This window comes from Serratia sp. 14-2641, from assembly GCF_001692375.1.
GTDB lineage: Bacteria > Pseudomonadota > Gammaproteobacteria > Enterobacterales > Enterobacteriaceae > Chania > Chania fonticola_C.
The window spans coordinates 303,516-326,267 of record NZ_LXKR01000088.1 but is presented as its reverse complement, the minus strand read 5'-3'; the positions used below and the strand labels follow the sequence as shown (position 1 = coordinate 326,267).

The following is a 22,752-nucleotide window of genomic DNA, read 5'->3' as shown; positions in this document are numbered from 1 at the left end:
ACGTTGATAGGCTGGGTGTGTAAGTGCAGCGATGCATTGAGCTAACCAGTACTAATGATCCGTGAGGCTTAACCTTACAACACCAAAGGTGTTTTAGAGTAGACGACAATTTTCAGCGAAGTTCCGAGATTGGTTCTGATGGCGACACGAGAGTGAAGCGGTTGGAATGAAACAGAATTTGCCTGGCGGCAATAGCGCGGTGGTCCCACCTGACCCCATGCCGAACTCAGAAGTGAAACGCCGTAGCGCCGATGGTAGTGTGGGGTCTCCCCATGCGAGAGTAGGACACTGCCAGGCATCAAATAAGTAGAAAGCCTCATGCGAAAGCATGGGGCTTTTTGCTATGGGTCAAAAACAGAAAATGGCAGTGAAGGCCCCTCACCCCAACCCTCTCCCAGAGTACCAACCGAGAACATCCTGAACACTGGTGAAGGGGGAGAGGGAGCCGTCCGGCGTCGTGGATAAGCCCGTGCCGCTTCGGAAAGAGGGAACCTTTGATTAGCCATACCACTTCGGCAGTGATGAGTAAGCCTAAGGATGGGGTATGACGCAGGAATATCAGCGAGCTCGATCGGTTCCCTCTCCTGGGGGAGAGGGTTAGGGTGAGGGGCATTACTCGATCTGACAAATTAACTTACCCTTAACGCGCCAGATGATAAATACTGTACCCTGTCGCAGCCCCTGCCACATCCCAGGCAAAATCCTTCCAGCTCCAGCCCGTACCGCCTTCCCGACTGTCATACAGTTCTTTCGCTGCGCCCAGGCCAATCGAAAATAGCAGGCCAAAACTGCGGCTACGTGCCTCATTCCAGTTCTGGTGATCGCCATAAGCCGCGCCAGCGGCCGCAAATGCAGCGGAAGCGACAAAGTGTTGAGCCTTGTCTTTGCCGGTCCAACTATCATTGGCCATATGGGTACAGCCACTGGAGAACAACAGTACCGGAAGGAGGATAAATGGGCGGAGTGGGCGCATAGTGAAAACATCCTGTCTCAATATGGACAAAAAAGCCCGGCATTGCCGGGCTGTGGTGCAATTAATTATAGCGAGTTTACAGTATACGGCTAATCAAGCGATCGATACGGATCCGACGCAGTCGACGGATCAGTTTACGCACCTTGACCGGATATTCCTGAATACTTTGCAATTCGAGATAGTGGCCAACCGCTGTGGTATGGGTACGGATCGTTTCCAACTCTTTATGCCGCTGTTCCTGCATTTCGTGCTTGGGATCGTGGAACAGAATGGCGTTCTCCAGATCCAGCCGCCAGGCGCGCGGGTTGAGGTTGTTACCGGTGATCAACTGCCACTCGTCATCGACCCACATCCCTTTCAGGTGATAGCTGTTATCGCCGTCTTTCCACAGGCGCACAATCAGCTGGCCGGTATCAACATAGCGTTGCAGGCGGCTCAGGAAGCGGCGCAGGTTGATTTCGTAAAGATAAGGCAGCGCACCGATAATCTTGAACGGCTGATCTTCAGGAATGTAGAAGTCATTGGCCGTCTTGTCCCCCACGATGATCTCTACCTGTTTCCCTTGGCGCAGCAGATAAATGATATTGCGCACCAACAAGGCTGGCAGGTTGAAGTAAGGCGTGCACAGCGTTAGTTTCTGATCGGTGCAGGACATCAGGTGGTGGATCGTTTTGTTCAGAATGCTCTGTTTACCCAGGCCGACTAATGGGGTGACGGCCAGCTCATCATTACTGGCATTCCCCTGAAATTGATAGGCGGCACGGCGTAGGGCAAAGCGGAACAGGCGGATTTCGTTTTTGATCTCGAGGCTTTTGGGTCTGTCATCACGATCAAGACGCTGTACGGCACCGGCGGTTAACAGATGCTGTTTGATGTAATCGCACAGGGTCACCGCCAACAGATTATTGGTGATCAACTGATAGCGATCGTAACGATACTTCTCATGCTGATGCAGATAGACATCATTAATGCTGGCACCGCTGTAGAACACCGTATCGTCAACGACAAAGCCCTTCAAATGCAGTACGCCCAGCGCTTCGCGAGTATTGACCGGAACGCCGTAAATCGGCACCGAAACCTGCGGGTGCTGTGCAGCCATAGCGCAGTACCAGTCGGCATTAGTATTGGCAGCTGCCGCACCGATACGCCCACGTTGAGCACGATGCCAGTCTACCAACACGCAGATCTCCAGCTCAGGACGCTGCTGCTTGGCTTGATAGAGCGCATTGAGGATGTCGCGGCCTGCATCGTCATGCTCCAGATAGAGCGCTACCAGATAAATACGGGTTGTTGCGTTAGCGATCGATTCCAGCAGCGTTGCACGGAAATCAGCGGGCGTAAAAAGGGTACGGACATCAGCAACCGTCTGGGGGAGTTTGGGCAGTTGTGCAAGGTGTTGTTGATGTTTGCTACGTTTAAATTTTGACAACATCACAGTGCGCTTCTTCTCTCATATTTGGATGGCCGGAACGCCACTTCCATGAATAAAATGCTTCGAACAATCGGGCGATAATACCACTAGTTGCCCCGATTGTGCGTATGTTTTGGCGTTAAGTAGTGGATTCGTATTACATTGCGACAGCGGTCACGGCGTCGCCCCATCCTGTAGCGGCAGGGTTAAATTGACAATCCCTTCGTCAATTTGCACATCGACCTTGAACCCCAGCTTTTGTGCCAGCGTGACCATTCCGCGGTTATTCGGCATGGTAATGCCTGTCAGGCGGGCCAGGCCTTGCGCTCGCGCATAGCTAATCATTTTCATCAAGAGCTGCCGGCCCAGACCTAGACCTTTCAGATCGGAACGCACCAGCACGGCGAATTCGGCGTCGGTGTTGTCCGGATCTGACAGGGCGCGCGTGACGCCGATGATCTCTTCGCCATCTCGTACCGCTACGAAAGCCATTTCTCGATCGTAGTCGATTTGGGTCATGTTAGCCAAATCGTCGTGGCTAAACTCATTGATCTCACTAAAGTAGCGGTAATAGAGATCTTCCTTGGTGACACGGTCGATAAAGTGCTTCAGCGCCGGTTCATCCTCCGGCAGGATCGGGCGGAACAGGCATTGAGAACCGTCTTTTAATTCAATGGTTTCTTCCAGCTCATGCGGGTAAGGGCGGATCGCCAGGCGCGCCTGTGGATCGCCACTGAAAGGCGTTAACTGCATGGAAACGTCCAGCAGGGTAAACTCGCTGCCGGAGGCTAATACCGGATGAATATCGAGGCGTGAGATCTCCGGGCAGTCGAGGATCAGGTTGGAAACCTGCACCAACAGGCGGCTTAAGCCGGGGATATCAAGCGGCCGCAGCGCACTGCGCCCACGGATTTTGCCTCCTTTCACCGCCTGCAACACCAGATAACGCGCCAGCGCCATATTCAGCGGCGGCAGGGCAACGGCGACCTGGTTTTCCTTACGCCATTCAATGCCGCCTTCGCCCAGCATTATCAACGGGCCGAAGGTTGCGTCCTGTTCAACGGCAATCCTCAATTCCTGTGCTCCGGCACGGTTGGCCATGCTTTGCACTAACAGACCGTGGATGCGCGCCTGCGGATAAGTACGCTTCACCCGATCGAGGATCGCTTCCGCCGCCCGCTGCACCTCGGTGGCGGTTCGCAAATAGAGCATGACCCCCTGAACTTCGGATTTATGTGAGATATCCGGAGAGCGCAGCTTCAGTGCTACCGGGTAGCCAATCTGTTCGGCAATGTGCACCGCTTCTGCGCTGTCACTGGCAATCCAGGTTGGCAGGGTGCTGAGGCCGTAAGCCTGCAAAATTGGTTGGACTTCATGGGTATCCAACTGGCTAGCCCCTTCGGCCAATGCCTGATGGATTAACTGGTGCGCGGCAGCGGTATTGGCCGTAAGCCCAATCGGTAGCGCCGGAGTTTCCTTGAGCTGCTTCTGGTTACGGCGGTATTCCACCATATGCATAAACGCGGTGACCGCGCCTTCTGGCGTGCGATAGGTTGGGATCCCTGCCTCGGTAAATTGGCGGCGGGCCTCCTGAGAGGAGTATTCGCCACACCAGTTGGTTAACAGCGTAATGCGTTTCCCACGTGGGTGCTGGCGGATGGCCTCGATCAGCCGTTCGGCGGTCTCAGTGCCCGGAGAGGCGGCGCTAGGGGCATGGATCAACAGCAGGGCGTCATAGTCGTGGCTGTCGAGCAGCGGTTGCAGAGCTGCCAGATAGCGCTTGGGGGTTGCATCATCACGCAGATCGATAGGATTTCCTGGCCGGATAAACTCCGGCAGGGCTGCGCTCAGCTTCTCCTGAGTCTCATCCGTCAACGTTGCCAGCTTACCGTTGCGGGAGAGTAATTCGTCCAGCGCCATGGCTGCGGGGGCTGCACCGTTGCTGATAATCATTAGCCGCTCACCGCGCAGCGGGTGCATATGGCTTAAGGTTTCCACGGCGGAAAACAGCTCGTGAGTATCCTGTACACGCAGCAAACCGGCGCGTTGGATGGCTGCATCGTAGGCGGCGTCCAATCCCTGCTGGCTGTTGAGCAGTAGCTGTGCCTGTTGGCTACGGCCACTTTTGATCACCAGGATCGGCTTATTGCGCGAAGCACTGCGGGAGGCGGAAAGGAAACGCCGCGCGTCGTTGATGTTTTCCAGATACAGCAGAATGGCGCTGGTTTTGCTGTCGCGGGCCAGGAAGTCGAGCAGATCGTCGACGTCGATATCCAGGCTATCCCCTAACGCGATGAAGTAGGAGAAGCCAACCTCCCGTTGTTGCGCCCAGTCCAGGATAGTGTTCGCCACGGCGGCAGACTGGGAGATAAACGCCAGCTTGCCTTTCTGAATGGGGACCGGCGAAAAGCTGGCGTTGATCCCTTGCCAAGGCGCCAGCAAGCCCAGGCTGTTTGGCCCCAGCAGGCGCATTGAGTAACGTTGTGCGGTGGCCTTCAGCTCGGCGAATTGTTCCACGGGGGAGGAAAGTACGATGGCGGTTTTGCAGCCGCGCTCACCCAGGGCTTCGATCAGTGCCAGGTTACGCTGGGCATTGGTACACAGCACGGCCAGATCGGGGGTTAGCGGCAGGCTGGCTACGTCGGGATAGGCCATCACGCCGCAGACTGCCTTGTAGCGAGGAGTGACTGGCAGAATAGGGCCGGTAAAACCGCCAGCCAGGAGATTGCGCATCATCAGGTAGCCAGCCCGGCCGGGCTGTTGCGAAGCGCCGAGCACGGCAATCGATTTGGGACGTAATAACGCTTCTAACCCTCTCTGGCTCATGTGCGGCTCCTGCTCCTGATCGGTTTGCCTGAAAGAGGCAAATTATCGTCTGATTCTAGGCGCTTTGTGGCTGATTTGCTGTGACCGGTGCCTCTGGGCGGTGAGGTTTCCCGGCCAGATACTGTTCACGGAAGTAATTGAAATGTTGGCTCAACCCGGTCGCGGCCTGTTCATCTCCTGCCTGTTGCAGCAGGGCGGCAGCGACTTCTGCCGTACAGTGCTGTTCAGGGCGGCTGGCAATACGTAGCAAATAGTCTGATGAAGCCAACACGTTCAGTGAAAAGACCGGGAACTGATTCAGATAGGGGCTTTTACGGAACATTTTGCGCGCTTCCGACCAGGTACCGTCGAGCATGATAAATAAAGGCGGCTTGCCACCTGCGGGCAGGCTGCTAACCACCGGGCGATCCGCATCGGCATAAGAGGCCGGGAATACCACGTAGGGCTGACGAGCGGGATCGTTGATGGCAGCCAGCAGGCCTGGATCAACTTCGGTGCGTGACCAGGTAAACGCCAGGGTATCAGGCAGGATATCGGCGATCAGGCGGCCGGTATTGCTGGGCTTTAACGGCTCTGCGCCGAACATGATCAGGCAAAAGCGGCTGTTGGCCTGCTGCGGTTTGATGGTGGCACACAGGCAGTTTTGCTGCGGTAGCAAACAACCCTGACAGCGCACGGCGCGACTACCTCTGGCCAGAAACGGGCGGGTGGCACGGTCTAAACGGTCTTGGCGCAGACGAAGTACGGCGTTGTCAGTCATAACTATCCTGAAAAACCGCCATTGTAGCGCAGAAAAAAGCCCGGCGGGAGAGGCGCACGGGCTATACAGGCGATGTTATGCCGACAACAACTGGCGGCATAGTAAGCGCTTTTGCGTTAAACTAGCTCGTTAAGCCAGTTATCGAACGGCGCTTTCGGCATCGCGCCGTTGAGCATATCGACCATCTTGCCTTCACGGAACACCATGATGGTAGGGATGCTGCGAATGCGGAAGCGGGCGCTCAACTCGGGTTCGGCTTCGGTGTTGACCTTCACGAAACGCACCTTGCCAGCGCGCTCCTGTGCCACATCTTCAAAGATCGGCGCGAAGCTGCGGCACGGGCCACACCACGGGGCCCAGAAATCGACCACGATCGGCAAGTCGTCTTGCAGGAGCTGGTCCAACGTGGCAGCGGTGGCGTTAATCACTTCACCGTCGAACAATTCATGGCCGCAGCGGCCACATTTAGCGCCGTCCGCCAGACGTTCTTCCGGCACGCGGTTGGTGGCATTACAAGCTGCACAAACTGTATTCATGATTACCTCTGGGGCTGACGCAGCACAATGAGCTGCGAATATGTATTTTTAATGTTGCTTATTATCGGTAAAAGCGCGGCATTCGACCAAGTGATTTGTTCGATGAATTTGATAGATGCCAGCTTTTAGCGCAAGTTGGTGGCTTAGCGCACCAACATCAGGTAATCTTCGCGCCCTGCGCGTTGGTGGAGAAGACAATGAACGATTCATTTAGTGGCAAGAACGGTAAGGTTAAAGTGATGTTCGTCCGTAGTGACGACGATAGCGGCGACAACCGTAACAAGAATAAACGACCTGACGGCAAAGGCCGCCCGGCTGACAATGCACGCTCTGGCCGTGCCGGTCAGGATAAGGCGCGCGGTGGTGACCGTCGGGGTGCCGATCCCCGTCGCAGCAGCAGTGAAAGCGATCGTCCTCGCCGTCCGGCGCGTACCGAAGACAGCGGTGGTTATGAATCACCGTGGAAAACCGTGTCCCGTGCTCCGCAAGAAGAACCGGCGTTCGATCATGGTGGCATCAGTGGCAAAAGCTTTATCGATCCCGAGCAGCTGCGCCGCCAACGTGCGGAAGAAACCCGTGTTTACGGCGAGAACGCCTGTAAAGCCCTGTTCGCCAGCCGTCCAGATGCCATCGTCCGTGCCTGGTTTGTGCAATCCGTAACCCCACGTTTCCGTGAGGCACTGCGTTGGATGGCGGCTAACCGCAAGGCTTACCATGTGGTGGATGAAGAGGAACTGGCCAAAGCGTCCGGTACCGAACATCACGGCGGCGTGTGCTTCCTGATTAAAAAGCGTCAAGGTCTGGATGCGCAGGCTTACCTGCAGAACGCACCGGCCAAAGATTGCGTGCTGGCACTGGAAGAAGTGGGCAACCCACACAACCTGGGGGCGATCGTTCGTTCTTGTGCTCACTTTGGCGTGAACGGCGTATTGCTTCAGGATCCAGCTGTGCTGGAGTCTGGTGCCGCGGTGCGTACGGCTGAAGGCGGGGCGGAACACATCAAGGCAATCAATGCCGATGATTTCCTCTCCGTGCTGGATACGTTCCGCAAAGCGGGTTACACCATCGTCACCACGTCCAGCCACAAAGGCACGCCGTTGGCGCAGGCTAAACTGCCAACCAAGATGGTGCTGGTATTGGGCCAGGAACGTGATGGCCTGAGTGACAGCGCTTGGCAACAGGGTGATATGAGCGTGTCTATCGGCGGGACTGGCAAAGTAGAAAGCCTGAACGTCTCGGTAGCAACCGGTATTCTGTTGGCCGACTGGTGGCGTCAGAATCAGGCGTAATGCTTTACGCTATATAGAATCCGATTAATGACAAAGCCCTGGCCGCAAAGCCAGGGCTTTGATCTATCAGAGTCAGTAGAAAAACCGGCTGACTACTATGCTCAAAAAGCTCCCCCTCATTCGTATTCATCTAGGCATATCCTTGTACTCTACAACATTCGTACAGAAACCTGCCGTACTAGCGGCTTCTCTGTAAAGGGTTTACAGGTACAAGTGCGACCGGTGTGATTCTGGTGACCAATAATACGCGGAAGTTTGGACGGGTAACGGACCTGATGCTGGAGGACTGGGCAAAATAACAATGAGAAGGGATAAGACTAAAATGAGCGCACTGACGATCGATAATCTGGCTCACTCTTAAAAATCAGCTTTCTCAACTTTCTTTTCCTCAGGAAATTTCTTTTGTGTCGCATAAAAGCTGCCAAGGGTAAAAGCTTTCAACTGTTGTTCCGTATCAGCCTGGCACGAAGCGGTGTCGCAAGCCGCGCTGATGATTCCGTAAGTGACGGCCTTTTGTTTCATATCAAGTTTGGCTTCTTCTAGACTGTTTTTTCCCATAGAGACCACACATCCAGACACGATAGCCTGAGCTTTTTGCTCGTTCATGCGTAGTACTGTGTCATTGACGAGTTTGCTGTACCCATCATTGTTATACACATCGGCGGCGAACTCGCGGCATTCATCATAATACGGACTTGCTTTGACTTCTGTGTAGGCAGGTATTTTCATGCCAGCACAACCAACCATACCAAGGCTCATTGCTGCGATCAGTGTTTGTTTTATCATGCTTTTAGCCCAGAGATTCCCTGTTAGAAAAGTTTATAAATTCAACTAATATCCATTCTGGCACTGCGGCATTATTGTTGTCTTTTATGTACCCAAAATCCACAAAATTAGGTCGATGGGGAAAGCATTATTCAATTTTATGAGGCGGTCCATCTTTGAACCGCCCCATATCACAGCAGATTTTTAGCCACTTCCATTGGAGTTTATGGGCGTGACTCGATCAGTGGGCTCCGCCCCCGCCGCCGCCGGAACTGAACGGTGGTTTGGCGAACCAGACTAGCGCCAGCAATATCAGGAACACCCCTGCAGATAGCCAGAATATCTCGTTGGCCGAGATGATCAGCCCCTGCGCGGTGATCTCGTTGGCGATATACGCCGAAGCCTGCTGTTTACTCATGCCTAGCTGCTCCAGTTTGCTGTACATCTCCTGCGACTGTGGGTTGAACGGATTCACAAACTCGGTCAGGTGCGAGTGGTGCATCGACTCCCTGCTGGTCCACAGCGTGGTGGTGATCGAGGTGCCGATAGAACCCGCCAAGGTACGGGTAAAGTTCGACAGGCTCGATGCTGCCGCTATGCGCTCCGGCGGCAACCCAGACAGGGTAATGGTCGTCAGCGGCATAAAGAAGCAGGCGATGGCAAAACCCTGGAAGAACTGCGGCCAGGCGGAGGCGCCAAAATCCATCCCCGGTTCAAACGTGTAGGCGCGCCAGTAGAAGCACACGGCATACATGATGAAGCTGAAGGTGACCAAACGGCGCATATCCAGCCGGTTACCGAAGCGGCCGATAATCGGTGACAAGATCACCGGCAGCAACCCGATCGGCGCAGACGCCAAGCCGGCCCAGGTGGCGGTGTAGCCATATACCTCCTGTAGCAACTGTGGCAACAGCACGATCGCCCCGAAATACAGCATGTAAGCCAGGCTGATACACAGACAGCCGATGGTAAAGTTGCGCGATTTGAACAGCGACAGATCCACCACCGGGTGATCGTCCGTCAGCTCCCACACCACCAGGAACACTAACGCCACCACGGCCACGACGGTCAGGACAATGATCTCGGTCGAGTTGAACCAGTCCAGCTCCTTGCCCTGATCGAGCATAATCTGTAGCGCACCGATACCCACCACCAGCAGCACCAGCCCGACGGTATCGATCGGTTTGATCTCGGTTTTGGTTTCTCGGCCTTTCAACGTCGACATCGCAACCAGGATCACGAACAGCCCAATCGGGATATTGATGAAGAAGATCCAGCCCCAGTGATAGTTATCGCTGATATAGCCGCCAAGGATAGGCCCGAAAATCGGCGCGACGATCACGGTCATCGACCATAGTGCCAGGGCCATCGATCGCTTGGCGGGGGGATAGTTATTCAGCAACAAACTCTGCGACAGTGGGATCAACGGCCCTGCCACCACGCCCTGGATCACGCGGAAGAAGATCAGCATGCCCAGACTGTTGGAAATACCACACAGCCAGGAGGCCAGGGCGAACAGCGCCGTGGACCACAGGAACAGGCGAACTTCACCCACGCGTTTCGCCAACCAGCCGGTGATCGGAATGGAGATGGCGTTGGCCACCCCAAACGAGGTGATCACCCAGGTCCCCTGCGAGTTGGAAGACCCGAGGTTACCCGAAATGGTCGGTATCGCCACGTTGGCAATGGTGGAGTCCAGCACCTGCATAAAGGTCGCCATGGCGAGCGCGACCGTCATCCAGGCGAGCTGGGCACCTTCAAGCGGTTTCTGTGCCAAGGTAGCCTCCCGCTCGCTTAACCGGCGTTTGCATGGATCACATCGGCGATCATCTGATTCACCGGCGCCAGATCCAGCGTCAGCGCGCTGGTTTCAAACAGCGGTTTTTGACGTACCGTATCGGAGAGCACCAGGCCGTCCAGATTGGTGGTATCGACTTTGACCAGCGTAGAAAGGCCGATACGCAGAGGATGCTCAGCAACCTGTTGTGCGTCCAGTTCGATACGCACGGGTAAACGCTGCACCACTTTGATCCAGTTGCCGGTAGCGTTCTGTGCAGGCAGCAGTGAGAACGCGCTGCCGGTGCCCATATCGATACCCACGACCTTGCCTTTGAACACCACGTCGCTACCGTACAGGTCACTCACTACGGTGGCCTCTTGGCCGATACGCATATTGGCGATCTGCGTTTCTTTAAAGTTGGCATCCACCCAGACATGATCCGGTGCTACTACGGCCATCAGAGGCATCCCTGGGGAGATTTGTGCCCCCACCTGCACGCTGCGGCGTGAAACGAAGCCGGTGATTGGGCTGACAATACGGGTACGCTGCAGCGCCATCCAGGCGTCGCGCATCTGTGCGGCGGCTTGCAGTACGGCGGGTTGTTTATCCAACGGGGTATTCAGCACCATCGCCTGATTGGCATTGTATTGCTGGACTGCGACTTCCAGTGCCGCTTTGGCATTGTCTACCGCGTCACGCGCATGTTGCAGCTCTTCGCGGCCAATGGCATCGGCGTTGCCCAGCACGATACGACGCTTGAGATCGTTTTCTACCTTGCTTAGCTCGGATTTGCGCAGCGCAATGTTAGCCTGATACTGCTTACCGTTGATCACCAACTGATGCGTTTGGCGCACGCTATTGGCCAGCGCGGTTTTGGCCCGCTCAAACGCCTGTTCGGCGTCGGTGGGATCCAGTGTTAACAACACATCGCCTTTGCGGACAAAGTCGGTGTTATCAAAGGTAACGCTGTTCACGCTACCGGAAACCTGGGCCATGATCTGCACCTGATTACCGGCCACGTAGGCATCGTCAGTTTCTTGGTGATGACGCAGCACCAGGAACCAATAGACTAAATAGGCCACCCCAATAATCACAAAAATAAACGTCAACAGCAGCAGCCAGAATTTACGCTGCCGTTTTTTGCCAGCCGGTTGCTGCGGGGTTTGAGTTTCCGCGCTTGCACTCATGGTATTCTCCACGCTCTAAAATTATGCTTTAGGTTCCGCTGCCGCCGGGGCCTGGTAGCCACCCCCCAACGCGCGTACCAATGCTATCTTCGCCTGCATCAAGTTGCTGCTGGCATTCAGTTGTGCCTGTTGCTGCTGTAATAGCTGCGTCTGGCTGGTCAACAGTTCATCACGCCCAATAATCCCTGCCTGGTATTTGGCGTTGGCGACCCGGTACACATCCTGCATGGATTGGGAGGCAGAGGTTGCCTGCAGCAGCTGCTTGCTACTGCTCTGTTGAATGGTGATGGCGTCGGCCGTTTCCTGTAACGCATTGACGAGCGTTTGGTTATAGGAACCCACCGCCTGATCGTAGAGTGCGGACTCTTCACCCAGCTTGCTGCGTAGCGCACCGGCATGGAAGATAGGCAGGGAAATGGCTGGAACCACGCCCCACGCCTGGCTGGCGGCTTCAAACAGATTCGGGCTGGTACCGCCGACGTTGGTGGTGGTCAAGCCAGCAAAGGCCGAGATCGACAGGCTAGGGTAGAACTCTTTGCGTGCCGCACTGACCCGTTGGTTATAAGACTCCACCAGTTGGCGCTGTGCCACGATATCCGGGCGTTTACCCAGCAAATCCGCGGTGAGTTCGCCTTTGGGGGCTAACTGTTCTTCGCTTGGCATGGCCACCGGATGCAGAGACTGCATCGCATTCGGGCCAAGACCGGCCAGGGCGGCCAACTGGTGTTTCAGTTGTTCAATCTGTGACTGCAGCTGGATGATCTGCTGCTTGGCACTGTCGGCTTGTGCCTGGGTCTGTTGCGGGATTTCCACGCCGTAGATCCCGGCTTTATATTGTTTTTGGCGCAGGTCTGCCAGGCGTTGATTGTTATCCACCTCTTGTTGCAGCACATTCTCAAGCGCGTAATTCGCCTGTAACTGGTAATAAGCAGAGGCAACCGAACTGGTTAGCGTCAGAGCGGCCTGTGCCTGCTCGGCACGAGCGGCATCGATCTGCGCTTTTGCCGCGTTGACCTGATTGCGATATTTGCCCCACCAGTCAAACTCATACGCCAGATTCAAACCCAGCGAGTTGGTGGACTCATACACCGGGTTGGGCAGATAGCCAAAGCCCAGGTTGGTGTTTTGCGCCAGACGCTGACGGTTGATGCTGGCATTCAGATCCAGATTAGGGCCGTTGGCAGCACTGGCTTCCCCCGCCACGCTTTGGGCTTCACGCACGCGAGCGCCCGCCTGTTGCAGCGAAGGCGAGTTTTGCAGCGTCTGGGTCATCAGGCTATCAAGCTGGGGATCGTTAAGCGTGCGCCACCATTGCGGGCTGATGGCAAGCGAGCTGACTTTTGGCTGGGTAAGCTGCAGCTGTTGCGGATCCATCATCTTGGATTGCGGGGCAATATTATCGGTAGATGCGCACCCCGCCAGCAACAGAACGGCGAACAGCGGGGTGAATCTCCAGTTTAACGGGGATCGCATAAAATGATTACCTGAACAGGAATTATTGAGATAACTGTTCTGAAACTTCCATCTGATCCAAACGGGTCAACAATTTGCGCGTCAGCATTTCAAGCTGCTGCTGCTCCTCGTCGTTCAGCGTAGACCACAGAAAGTGCAGACATTTATGCTGCGGTGGCAGCAATTGTTCGAGAAACGCTTCCCCAGCCTGGGTCATATGCAGATGCAGGCAGCGGCGATCGTGATCGCTTTCCCGGCGCTCAATCCAACCGCGTTTCTCTAGTTCATCGGCAATGCGGGTGGCATTGGTGCGCGACGAACCTAGGGCCGAGCTTAGCTCAGAAGGCTGAATGCTGTGGTTTTCCTGCGCATCCAGCGTAATGAGAGCCATAAACAAGGTTTCGTTGATTCCCTGTGCTTTCAGCATTTTATTGCGATTTTCCAACAGCTTGCCTTGCATATGCATGCACAGGCGGGTCAGCAGGATTTCCTGGTATGGGAAGTCTTTCTGACGTTTGGCGCGGAAATTCAGCATTTGCTCTATGGGGGTAAACGAGCTTTCCATAATTTAGTGCCTCATTAATTTCGTTCGGTATAGTAACGATAGTGATTAATAATGTAAATCTTCAGCAAGGGGAATAATTTAGCAATTCGTGTCATTTGTAAGTTGTTTGTAAATGCTTAACGCCACAGACTCTAGGGTCTTGTGATTGAAGGCACAAATTCTGCCGTTCCGCAGGCTGAGATAGGTAAGGTTTGTTTATGTAACTGGGCGGGGCACTACGGCATCCTGCGGAGGGGATAGAAAGAAAACTTACGTAAGTAAGGTCGTTCATGGAGGTCCGGGGCGCAGGGTGTATAGGTCGCCAATAATTTACCGCGACAATATTACCAGAGAGTAAGTAATATTTACACCCTGCGAACTAATAAATTTCAAGGGTTATTATTTTCTTGCTAACTAGCTGGTGGCTGGCCCTTGTGGGTCATAGCGCTTGCCACGCCACCAGGTCAGCAGATTCAGCACGCACAATACGCCACCAATCGCCGCTACACCGTTCCAACCAGCATGTTGATAAGCGGCAGCGGAAAGCACTGACCCCACGGCACCCCCAATAAAATAGCTGGTCATGTAACCGGCGGTCAGACGATTACGCGCCTCCGGCATGATGCGGTAAATCACGCTTTGGTTGGTGACATGCACCCCCTGCACCGCCAGATCCAGCACCAGAATGCCGATAATCAGCGCCCAGAGAGAGTACGGCGCCAACGCAATCGGGATCCAGGACAGCAACAGCAGTACCAGCCCGACGCTGGTGGTTAGCCCCGCTTTGCCCTTATCGGCCAGATGACCGGCGCGTGAGGCAGCCAAGGCGCCAGCAGCACCCACCAGACCAAATAGCCCAATCACGCCCTCGGAATAGCTGAAAGGTGGGGAAGCCAGCAGGAAAGCCATTGAGGTCCACAGCACGCTGAAGTTAGCGAACGACAAAGCGCCAATGATCGCGCGGGTACGCAGCAACGGGGTGAAGCAGAACAGGGAAAAGATGGACTTCAGCAACTGCGGGTAATTCAGGCCGGAATGCAGCTTATAGCGTGGCAAGGCGCGCCACAGCAGCAGGGCCATCAGGATCATCAACACGCTGGCCACCCAGTAGATGGTTCGCCAGCCGCCGAGGGCCGCCAAAGCACCGGCGACGGTACGTGCCAGCAGAATGCCGAGCAGCAGGCCGCTCATGATCACACCGACGGTTTTACCGCGTTTAGCCGGGTGCGCTAAAGTGGCGGCGAGTGGCACTAAAAGCTGGGCCACGACGGAGAACAGACCGGTGAGAGCCGTACCGAGGATCATCATCGATAAGGTGCTGGAGGACGCGGTGATCAGCATGCCTCCGGCGGCTAACAGCGTCATAAAGACGATCAGCCCACGGCGCTCAAACATATCGCCCAACGGCACCAGAAACAGCAGGCCAACCGCATAGCCTAGCTGGGCCGCGGTGACGATAAATCCTGCCTGGTTAACTGAGAGGTTAAAGTTTTGTGCGATGGTTTCCAGCAGCGGCTGGGCGTAGTAGTTGCTGGCAACCGCCAGGCCGGTGGCCATCGCGATTAACAGTGTCAGTGCAGGGCTAAGGCCCGGGTGTTCGGTTGGTTGCTTCATAGGTCTTCAATAATGGAAATTTGTGATCGAAGTATCAGGCAGAACAGAATGTTAAACCAATGTATAATTTTCATTTGATCCATCTCATTTTGCGATAGATAGCATGAATCTGAAACAGATCCGTTATGCCCTGGCGGTGGCCGAGGAGCAGAGCTTTACCCGTGCTGCCCAGCGCTGCCATACGGTGCAGTCAGCCCTGAGTCATCAGGTTGCCAAACTGGAAGAGGAACTTGGTTGTACGCTGTTTGAGCGAACTTCGCGTCGCGTAGAGTTGACCACCGCTGGCCGGGCTTTCATTCAACCGGCTCAGAGGTTACTGGCCGCCAAGCAAACGCTGGTAGAGGAAGTGGTGGCGGCCGCTGGTACGGTATCCGGTACGTTAACGATTGGCACCATTTCAACCATCAACGCGATAGACCTCACCGAAAAGCTGGGGGAATTCCACCGTCATCATCCGGCGGTGAATATCCGGCTGTACGTTGGCATTAGCGAGGTGTTGCTGGAAGATATTCGCCAGCAGAAGACCGATGTGGCATTTGTTGGTATCTGGCCCGGCGATAAAGATATGCTGCCAGAGTCGCATCGCCAGTTGACCGACGAACCCTTGGTCGCGTTGGTGGCCGCAGAACATGCGCTGGCGGGGCACCAACGCATCAATCTGCAAACGCTGTCAAAAGTGCCTCTGGTGGATTTCTATAGCGGAACCGGGGCGCGGCGGCAGACCGACCGGGCCTTCCAGGCGGCAGGGATCAAACGCCATGTGAGTTTTGAAATTGACCATATCGAATGGTTGGAGAATCTGGTGCGGCGTGGCCTGGCAGCGGGGATCGTGCCGATTTCCACCGCCCAGCGTTTGAGCTCGCTGGTGGCTATTCCGATCGTTGATGGCCCACGTCGTCAGGTGTATTGCGTGTGGAACCAACCCCTGTCGAAAACGGCCGAACGATTTTTACAGTTTACCGAGATGATGTTGCCGGAATGAGGGCGCAACGAATAAGCCGCGCCCATGGGAGATTATGACTTGGCGGCTGCTTCAGCGGCGGTTTTCACCCAGCCGTCAAACGTAGCCTGGTGAGCCTTGATCCAGCCATTGACATGGTTTTGGATGTCAGCCTCGGAGGACTGGCCTGCATGCATCCGCAGGTTCTGCGCGTTGACGTCGGCAATCGGCAGTTTCATGATGGCGAACAGCTTGGCGGCGGCAGGGTTGGCCTGCGCCCACTGCTTATTGGCGGCAATATGCATGGCGTTGACCGGGAAGCCATAGTTGGCCCCGTTCGGCAGCTTGGTATCAACATCTTTCAGCTCGCCCGGCAGGGAGGAGAACGGCACCTGCAACCAGACAACGTCACGCCCTGGCACCATGACATCGCTGACCCAGTACGGCGTCCAGGTGTAATACAGCACCGGTTTGCCTTCTTTGAAGCGGGTGATGGTATCGGAGATCATGGCGGCGTAGTTGCCCTGATTGTGCTCCACGGTTTTGCCCAAGCCATAGGCTTCGATATGGTGATTAATCACCGTTTCACAGCCCCAGCCCGGGGTACAGCCGGTCAGGTCGGCCTTGCCGTCACCGTTGGTATCAAACAGCTTGGCAATTTTCGGATCTTTTAGCTGTTCAACGTTGGTGATGTGATACTGGTCGGCGGTTTTTTTGTCGATCAGGTAGCCCTGAGCAGCACCGCTGACGTAAGCCCCTTCACGATAGAATTTTTTATCACCCCCGGCGGCCTGATACTGATCGGCGTGCAACTGATCCCAGTTCACCGCCAGAAAAGTGGCATCCCCAGCGGCGATGGAAGTGTAGGCTACGTTGTAGTCCACCTCACGCGGCTCTTTCACGTCATAACCGAGTTTTTCCAATGCCTTGCTGACCAGCAGCGTCTGGAAGGTCTCCTCGGAGATGGTGCTCTGTATCGGTTGTACCGAAATACCTTTTCCTGGCAAATCAGCAGCGGAAGCAACCTGTGAACCAAGCAGTGTGGTAAGGGCAATCGCCCAGATCCCTGTAGTGCGCATAGTTTTTCCTCTGTTATTGATGTTGTTTGGAGATAGCCCGCCAGGGCTGAAAGCCACTGGCGGGTAGAACGATCAGGCTTTTTTGATAAACGGGCGAGCGATCAACCCGATTGGGCCGTGGGTATACCAGCGGCCTAGCCCTTTACTGCGGCGATCGCGCCCCAATGACTGGGTGAGACGATCGAGAATAATGGCCAGAATAACGATACCGACGCCACCCACGGCGGCCAGCCCCATATCCAGGCGGCCGATGCCACGCAGCACCATCTGGCCCAGACCGCCCACGGCGATCATCGAGGCGATAACCACCATCGACAGCGCCAGCATCAGCGTTTGGTTAACCCCGGCCATGATGGTTGGCATGGCCAGCGGCAACTGCACTTTAAACAGCAACTGGCGCGGGCTGGAGCCGAAGGATTCGGCGGCTTCGATCAGATCTTCCGGCACCTGTTTGATGCCCAGGATCGTCAGACGTACGATGGGCGGCAGGGCGAAGATGATTGTTACCACCACCCCCGGCACGTTACCGATACCGAACAGCATGACGATCGGCACCAGATAGACGAAGGCTGGCGTGGTCTGCATGGCGTCAAGCAGTGGCCGGATCACCTTGGCGGCATGTTTGCTGCGGGCCAACCATATGCCCAATGGCAGACCGATCAAGATGCAGAAGAACAGGGCGGTGAGCACCAGCGCCAGCGTGACCATCGCCTGTGACCAGGCCCCGATAGCGCCGATGGCGACTAACGACAGCAGCGTGGCTGCCCCCATGCCGAGGCTGGATATCTGCCAGGCGATCAGCGAGAACAGCAAAATGGCGACTGGAGCAGGCATGCCCAGCAAAAACTGCTGGAAACCGCTGAGGATGAAATCCACCGGCACGCGAATGCCCTGGAACAGCGGACGGAAGTGCAGCACCAGCCAATCAATGGCGTGAGTGACCCAGCTGTCAAACGGCACCCAAGCCTTGTGGAACGGATCCAGCAGGCTAAAGTGCTCGGGCTCCACTGGGGCGCTGTTAAGCCAGTCAGCGCTTGATGCGGCCTGATTAGCGGCATCATGGGGCACGCTGTCTGCCGGTGCGCCGGTTGCCCAGGGATCGCTGCTGGTGGCAGCCTGGGTTGCCGGGGCGTCGTTAGGGGATGTGGCAGCTGTTGCCCATGGATCCTGATTATCACTCATTCGTAGGGCCCTCTTTATCTAAAGCCTGCAGCAGCATGCCTTTGGAAATAATACCGATATAGTTGTTCTCTTCCCCGACCACCGGCACGGCGCAAGGGGCCTGTGCTACCAGTGAGATCAGCTCGCTCAGCGGCATATCGGCCGGAACGGGCAGTGGGGCATCCAGCAAGGCGTCGTCCAGCGTCTGTTTAGCCGCCAGCGCCTGCTTGAGGGAGTCTATCGATACCACGCCGATAAATTTCTCGCGTTCGAGGACGTAGCCATAGTCACGGTCTTCATCACGCAGGATCTGCAACGCAGAGCGCGGACCAAAACCGGGGGTCTTACGGATCAGGGTCACCGGGCGACGTTTGGCGATATCTTTGGCACTGAAAACGTGGCTGATATCGACGCCGCGGAAGAAGGTGCGCACATAATCGTTGGCCGGATTATTTAATATTTCATCCGGGGTCCCCACCTGGATCACTTCGCCGCCCTGCATAATGGCAATACGGTCGCCAATACGCATCGCTTCATCCAGATCGTGGGAAATAAAGACGATGGTGCGCTGATGTTTCGCCTGTAATTTGACGAGTTCATCCTGCATCTCGGCACGAATTAATGGGTCCAGCGCAGAGAAGGCTTCATCCATTAACAATATATCCGGATCGTTAGCCATGGCGCGGGCTAAGCCGACACGCTGGCGCATACCACCGGACAGTTCATCGGGATAAGCATTGGCATAATTTTCCAGCCCAACCTGACGCAACGCGTCCAGCGCTTTTTCCTGGCGTTCCTGTAAAGGAATACCCGCTAATTCCATGCCGAACGCGGTATTATTTAATACGTTCATATGTGGCATTAAGGCGAATGACTGGAACACCATGCTGATCTTATTACGCCGTACGGTGCGTAGCGCAGTATCGGATATTTTTGATATATCTTCGCCGTCAATCAGCACCTCACCGCGGGTGGGTTCTATCAGACGATTGAGAAGGCGTACCAAGGTGGATTTACCGGAACCGGAAAGCCCCATGATGACAAATATCTCGCCTTCTTCAATGGCCAGAGAGGCGTTCTTGACGCCAAGTGATAACCCCGTTTTTTCCAGCAGCTGGTCTTTCGTCAAACCTTTGTCTATCAGCTTAAATGCGCGTTCCGGGTGCTCACCAAATATCTTATATAAATTTTTAACTTCTAGTTTAATTGCCATGCAATTCGCTGTTTCCTTTGGTTTATTATCAAACGCTAAAATTGTCCTAATAGAAAATAAGAGTGCCCTATACCCTAACACACTGACATTCTGAGACAACCCTCAATGTTCATATCGTAAGATTTTTCTAGTGATATCAGGTTTGATGATTGGGCATAATTACCCGATTTTTACGCGGTTATTTAACCGTAATGAGCAACAGGAAATGGCAGGATATATTGGCGACAATGACAACTATTTGCAGGGAATATTGGCAGCGTCAAATGGGTAATTAATGCACGCATAGTAACGTTCTGCGTGCATTGACGAATGGCAGGAAAATCAGCAGGTTTACCACCGTAGATCAGAGCGTGGGTTCTTCGCTGCTGGTGGGAATAACGACCAGTTCTACTTGCTGCTGCTGTAACACCGATCCCATTGCAGAGGGGGGAGGTAGGTCGGTAAATAACGCGGTCGCCTGTCGGGTATTGCCGATTTCTACTGCCGCCGAAGCATGGAACTTGGTGTGGTCCGCAGCCAGCAGAATATGACGCGAATGTGCCATCATCGCTTTCACCACGCTGGATTCATTCACGTCAAATTCCAGCAGATCGCCGTTGGCTTCGATTGCCCCTACGCTGGTGATCAGGTAGTCGGCGCGAAAGCCTTCCACAAAGCTTACGGCGCTGGGGCCGATGATACCGCCGTTATTGGGCCGCAGCGTACCGCCCGGCACCATCACTTCGAACTCGGTGTTTTTATACAGGATATGTGCCACCCGCAGGCTGTTGGTAATGATGCGCAGGTGACTGTGGTTCATCAGCGCTCGGGCAACATGCTCAACGGTGGTGCCGATGGTGATAAAAATGGTGGAACGATCGGGGATGTAATCGGCAATGGCTTCCGCAATGGCTATCTTCTCTTGCGTGTAAGAGAGCTCCCGTTGCTCAAAGGCCGTGTTGACCACGCTAGAGGCACGACCCGCCCCCCCATGATGGCGGCTAATCAGCCCCTGCTCGCTCAGTTTGCGGATATCGCGCCTGACCGTCTGCGTTGACACTTCCAGCAATTGCGCCAGCTCGTCGATGTTCATATAGCCGCGCTTGGCGATCAACTGGATCAGCTGATCGTGGCGTGGGTTGCCGGTAAGTTCAGTCAGACTCATGCTCCACTCCCTTAATATTGTCATCGGCCAACCATATTATACAAAACTGGCCAGGAAAGAGTCAGTTTGATCACAGTTGGGAATGCCAGCGCGCCCGCCAGGACGAGTACACTTCAATGCGGCAACTGCATTGGCGTAACGCACCGCCTGAGCTATATCGGGTTGTGAACCCAGAGCTATCGCCAGCGCACCGTGGAAAACGTCGCCAGCTCCCGTGGTATCCACTACCTCAACCGGAAAGCCTGGCTGATGTTTCAGCTGAGCGTTTTCCAGCCAGAAACAGCCATGTTTACCCTGAGTGACATAAACTTGTCCGTTTTTGTCATTTTTTGCCGCACGCAATCCCTGCTCAATATCCGTTTTTCCCGTCATCCGCAGCAAACCCGGTTCGGAGAAGGCGGCATGGTCGGCCAAAGCAACCAGCGGGCGGATATCCTGCGGTGTGACATCGGCGTCCAACAGGGTAGTGACACCCGCGCGCCGGGCCAAGGTGAAGGCGGTCAATGCCCCTTGATGCCAACGCACGTCCGCCAACACCACGTCGTACTGGCTAAAGTCGATGTCATGCAGCCATTCGGCATCCTCGGGTAAATCTGGGCTGGGATGGTTGATGATCATGCGCTCCCCCTGAGCATCCACCAGCACTGCCGATTGCGATGAGCGCGCCTGCGGGCAACGGCGCGCATGTCTGACATTCACGCCATAGCTGCCCAGCTCGGCCAACAGCGTTTGCCCAGTAGCATCGTCGCCGACCCGGCCAATGAAATCCACCTCTGCGCCCAATCTGGCTGCGGCCACCGCAGCCGTTGCCGCCGGGCCTCCGCCAATTTCGCGGTAGTCGGTGGCAACATATTTCCCCCCGCCCTCAGGCAGTTTCTCTACGTAATACAGACGGTCTTGCACTGCAATGCCTACGCATGCGATTCGAGTCATGGTCTGGATCCCTGGATGTTGATCTGTGGTAAGCGAACGGTTTTCAGCAAAAAGTGGCTGCCGATCACGCTGCCACCATTTTAATTCACTCAAATGTTAAAAGAGTGACGGCTGTCAATTTTTTGACCATAAATTACAAATACGATCAAAAACAGACAAAAATGGTCTGATTTGTGGGCGGTGAAATGACACAGAGATGACAAGGGTAACCAACAGGAGAGAACCATGGCACAGATCGCATTTATCGGGTTAGGGCAAATGGGCGCGCCGATGGCCAGCAACCTGATCAAGCAGGGGCATCGGCTGAACGTTTTTGATATCAGCCCGGTGGCGGTCAGCGCCTTGGTCGCTCAGGGGGCCAAGGCGGCAGCCAGCCCGGCGCAGGCGGCGCTGGACGCGGAGTTCGTCATCACCATGTTGCCTAACGGCGAACTGGTGCATGAGGTGTTATTTGGTGCCGAGGGGGTGTGCTGCACCTTATCGCCTGCGGCATTGGTGATGGATATGTCCACCATCCACCCGCTGCAAACGGATCGGCTGATTGCCCAAATGCAGGCACGGGGCTTTAGCCTGATGGATGCCCCGGTCGGGCGGACTTCAGACCATGCTCAGGCTGGTACGTTGTTGATCCTGGCAGGTGGCACTGCCGAGCAGGTGGAGCGTGCGACGCCCGTGCTGATGGCGATGGGCTCGGAGCTGATCAACGCCGGTGGGCCAGGCATGGGGATCCGCGTGAAGCTGATCAACAACTACATGAGCATCGCGCTCAACGCGCTGTCTGCCGAGGCTGCGGTACTGTGCGAGGCGCTAGGGCTGTCGTTTGATGTCGCGCTGCAAGTCATGAGCGGCACACCGGCAGGCAAGGGGCATTTCACCACCACCTGGCCAAACAAGGTGCTGAAGGGCGATCTCAGCCCGGCGTTCATGATCGATCTGGCGCACAAGGATCTGGGCATAGCGCTGGATGTGGCCAATCAGTTGCACGTCGCCATGCCGATGGGGGCAGCCTCACGCGAGGTTTACAGCCAGGCGCGGGCCAGCGGGCGCGGGCGTCAGGATTGGAGTGCCATTTTGGAACAGGTTCGGGCTGCTTCGGGCAGAGCGAATCACGCGTAACACTTAACGTAATTGCGGTTGCTATTCAG

Annotated in this window: 19 protein-coding genes and 2 rRNA genes; 5 read left to right on the top strand and 16 right to left on the bottom strand. The window is 55.4% G+C overall.

The window, feature by feature from the left end; all coding sequences use genetic code 11:
* Positions 1 to 76: ribosomal RNA gene (locus A6U95_RS26825) — 23S ribosomal RNA — on the top strand; the annotation flags it as partial.
* Between the two features lie 105 nt (positions 77 to 181).
* Positions 182 to 297, top strand: a 5S ribosomal RNA gene (rrf, locus tag A6U95_RS26820).
* Between the two features lie 343 nt (positions 298 to 640).
* On the opposite strand, the gene A6U95_RS26815 is transcribed toward rrf, so the two are convergent.
* From A6U95_RS26815 to trxC, 5 genes are all read right to left on the bottom strand, one after another.
* Complete coding sequence (locus tag A6U95_RS26815; RefSeq protein ID WP_065686693.1) at positions 641 to 973, bottom strand: YfiM family lipoprotein; 333 nt, start codon at positions 971 to 973, stop codon at positions 641 to 643.
* A 76-nt stretch (positions 974 to 1,049) separates the two neighbouring features.
* The gene (pssA, locus tag A6U95_RS26810; RefSeq protein ID WP_065686692.1) at positions 1,050 to 2,405 is read right to left on the bottom strand and encodes a CDP-diacylglycerol--serine O-phosphatidyltransferase; all 1,356 of its coding nucleotides are present in this window, start codon (positions 2,403 to 2,405) and stop codon (positions 1,050 to 1,052) included.
* A 153-nt stretch (positions 2,406 to 2,558) separates the two neighbouring features.
* On the bottom strand, positions 2,559 to 5,210 hold the full coding sequence (locus A6U95_RS26805; protein WP_065686691.1) for a bifunctional acetate--CoA ligase family protein/GNAT family N-acetyltransferase: 2,652 nt from the start codon (positions 5,208 to 5,210) through the stop codon (positions 2,559 to 2,561).
* 55 nt (positions 5,211 to 5,265) lie between these two features.
* Positions 5,266 to 5,970: a tRNA-uridine aminocarboxypropyltransferase gene (locus A6U95_RS26800; RefSeq protein ID WP_065686690.1), complete on the bottom strand. Its 705-nt coding sequence runs from the start codon at positions 5,968 to 5,970 to the stop codon at positions 5,266 to 5,268.
* Positions 5,971 to 6,086: 116 nt separating this feature from the next.
* Positions 6,087 to 6,506, bottom strand: coding sequence for a thioredoxin TrxC (gene trxC / locus A6U95_RS26795; protein WP_021807597.1), 420 nt, complete (start codon positions 6,504 to 6,506; stop codon positions 6,087 to 6,089).
* A gap of 197 nt (positions 6,507 to 6,703) precedes the next feature.
* Here trxC and A6U95_RS26790 point away from each other — a divergent pair, with 197 nt between their 5' ends.
* On the top strand, positions 6,704 to 7,795 hold the full coding sequence (locus A6U95_RS26790; RefSeq protein WP_021178989.1) for a tRNA/rRNA methyltransferase: 1,092 nt from the start codon (positions 6,704 to 6,706) through the stop codon (positions 7,793 to 7,795).
* A gap of 357 nt (positions 7,796 to 8,152) precedes the next feature.
* Here the strand turns inward: A6U95_RS26790 and A6U95_RS26785 are convergent, their stop codons facing one another.
* The 6 genes from A6U95_RS26785 to A6U95_RS26760 form a co-directional block, all read right to left on the bottom strand.
* Positions 8,153 to 8,581 (bottom strand): hypothetical protein, encoded by a 429-nt coding sequence (locus tag A6U95_RS26785; protein WP_065686689.1) that lies wholly within the window; start codon positions 8,579 to 8,581, stop codon positions 8,153 to 8,155.
* Positions 8,582 to 8,801: 220 nt separating this feature from the next.
* On the bottom strand, positions 8,802 to 10,337 hold the full coding sequence (gene emrB / locus A6U95_RS26780) for a multidrug efflux MFS transporter permease subunit EmrB (protein ID WP_065686688.1): 1,536 nt from the start codon (positions 10,335 to 10,337) through the stop codon (positions 8,802 to 8,804).
* 17 nt (positions 10,338 to 10,354) lie between these two features.
* Positions 10,355 to 11,527 (bottom strand): multidrug efflux MFS transporter periplasmic adaptor subunit EmrA, encoded by a 1,173-nt coding sequence (emrA, locus tag A6U95_RS26775; protein WP_024530693.1) that lies wholly within the window; start codon positions 11,525 to 11,527, stop codon positions 10,355 to 10,357.
* Between the two features lie 21 nt (positions 11,528 to 11,548).
* Positions 11,549 to 13,000: an efflux transporter outer membrane subunit gene (locus A6U95_RS26770; RefSeq protein WP_065686687.1), complete on the bottom strand. Its 1,452-nt coding sequence runs from the start codon at positions 12,998 to 13,000 to the stop codon at positions 11,549 to 11,551.
* A gap of 22 nt (positions 13,001 to 13,022) precedes the next feature.
* The gene (gene mprA, locus A6U95_RS26765) at positions 13,023 to 13,544 is read right to left on the bottom strand and encodes a transcriptional repressor MprA (RefSeq protein WP_021178983.1); all 522 of its coding nucleotides are present in this window, start codon (positions 13,542 to 13,544) and stop codon (positions 13,023 to 13,025) included.
* A gap of 393 nt (positions 13,545 to 13,937) precedes the next feature.
* Positions 13,938 to 15,137, bottom strand: coding sequence for an MFS transporter (locus tag A6U95_RS26760; RefSeq protein ID WP_065686686.1), 1,200 nt, complete (start codon positions 15,135 to 15,137; stop codon positions 13,938 to 13,940).
* Between the two features lie 103 nt (positions 15,138 to 15,240).
* On the opposite strand from A6U95_RS26760, the gene A6U95_RS26755 reads away from it, so the two are divergent.
* Positions 15,241 to 16,119, top strand: coding sequence for a LysR family transcriptional regulator (locus A6U95_RS26755; protein WP_065686685.1), 879 nt, complete (start codon positions 15,241 to 15,243; stop codon positions 16,117 to 16,119).
* A gap of 32 nt (positions 16,120 to 16,151) precedes the next feature.
* Here A6U95_RS26755 and proX read toward each other — a convergent pair whose 3' ends face one another.
* From proX to A6U95_RS26730, 5 genes are all read right to left on the bottom strand, one after another.
* Positions 16,152 to 17,156, bottom strand: coding sequence for a glycine betaine/L-proline ABC transporter substrate-binding protein ProX (gene proX / locus A6U95_RS26750; protein WP_065686684.1), 1,005 nt, complete (start codon positions 17,154 to 17,156; stop codon positions 16,152 to 16,154).
* Positions 17,157 to 17,228: 72 nt separating this feature from the next.
* Positions 17,229 to 18,338, bottom strand: coding sequence for a glycine betaine/L-proline ABC transporter permease ProW (gene proW / locus A6U95_RS26745; RefSeq protein ID WP_024484842.1), 1,110 nt, complete (start codon positions 18,336 to 18,338; stop codon positions 17,229 to 17,231).
* Positions 18,331 to 19,530 carry a glycine betaine/L-proline ABC transporter ATP-binding protein ProV gene (proV, locus tag A6U95_RS26740; RefSeq protein ID WP_024530698.1) on the bottom strand — a complete coding sequence of 400 codons (1,200 nt, stop codon included), beginning with the start codon at positions 19,528 to 19,530 and terminating at the stop codon, positions 18,331 to 18,333. Before proV ends, proW begins: the two co-directional genes overlap by 8 nt.
* Positions 19,531 to 19,873: 343 nt before the next feature.
* Positions 19,874 to 20,674, bottom strand: coding sequence for a DeoR/GlpR family DNA-binding transcription regulator (locus A6U95_RS26735; protein WP_024530699.1), 801 nt, complete (start codon positions 20,672 to 20,674; stop codon positions 19,874 to 19,876).
* A gap of 36 nt (positions 20,675 to 20,710) precedes the next feature.
* On the bottom strand, positions 20,711 to 21,607 hold the full coding sequence (locus tag A6U95_RS26730) for a sugar kinase (protein WP_024530700.1): 897 nt from the start codon (positions 21,605 to 21,607) through the stop codon (positions 20,711 to 20,713).
* Between the two features lie 225 nt (positions 21,608 to 21,832).
* On the opposite strand from A6U95_RS26730, the gene yihU reads away from it, so the two are divergent.
* Complete coding sequence (gene yihU / locus A6U95_RS26725) at positions 21,833 to 22,723, top strand: sulfolactaldehyde 3-reductase (protein WP_065686683.1); 891 nt, start codon at positions 21,833 to 21,835, stop codon at positions 22,721 to 22,723.
* The last annotated feature ends 29 nt before the right edge of the window (positions 22,724 to 22,752 follow it).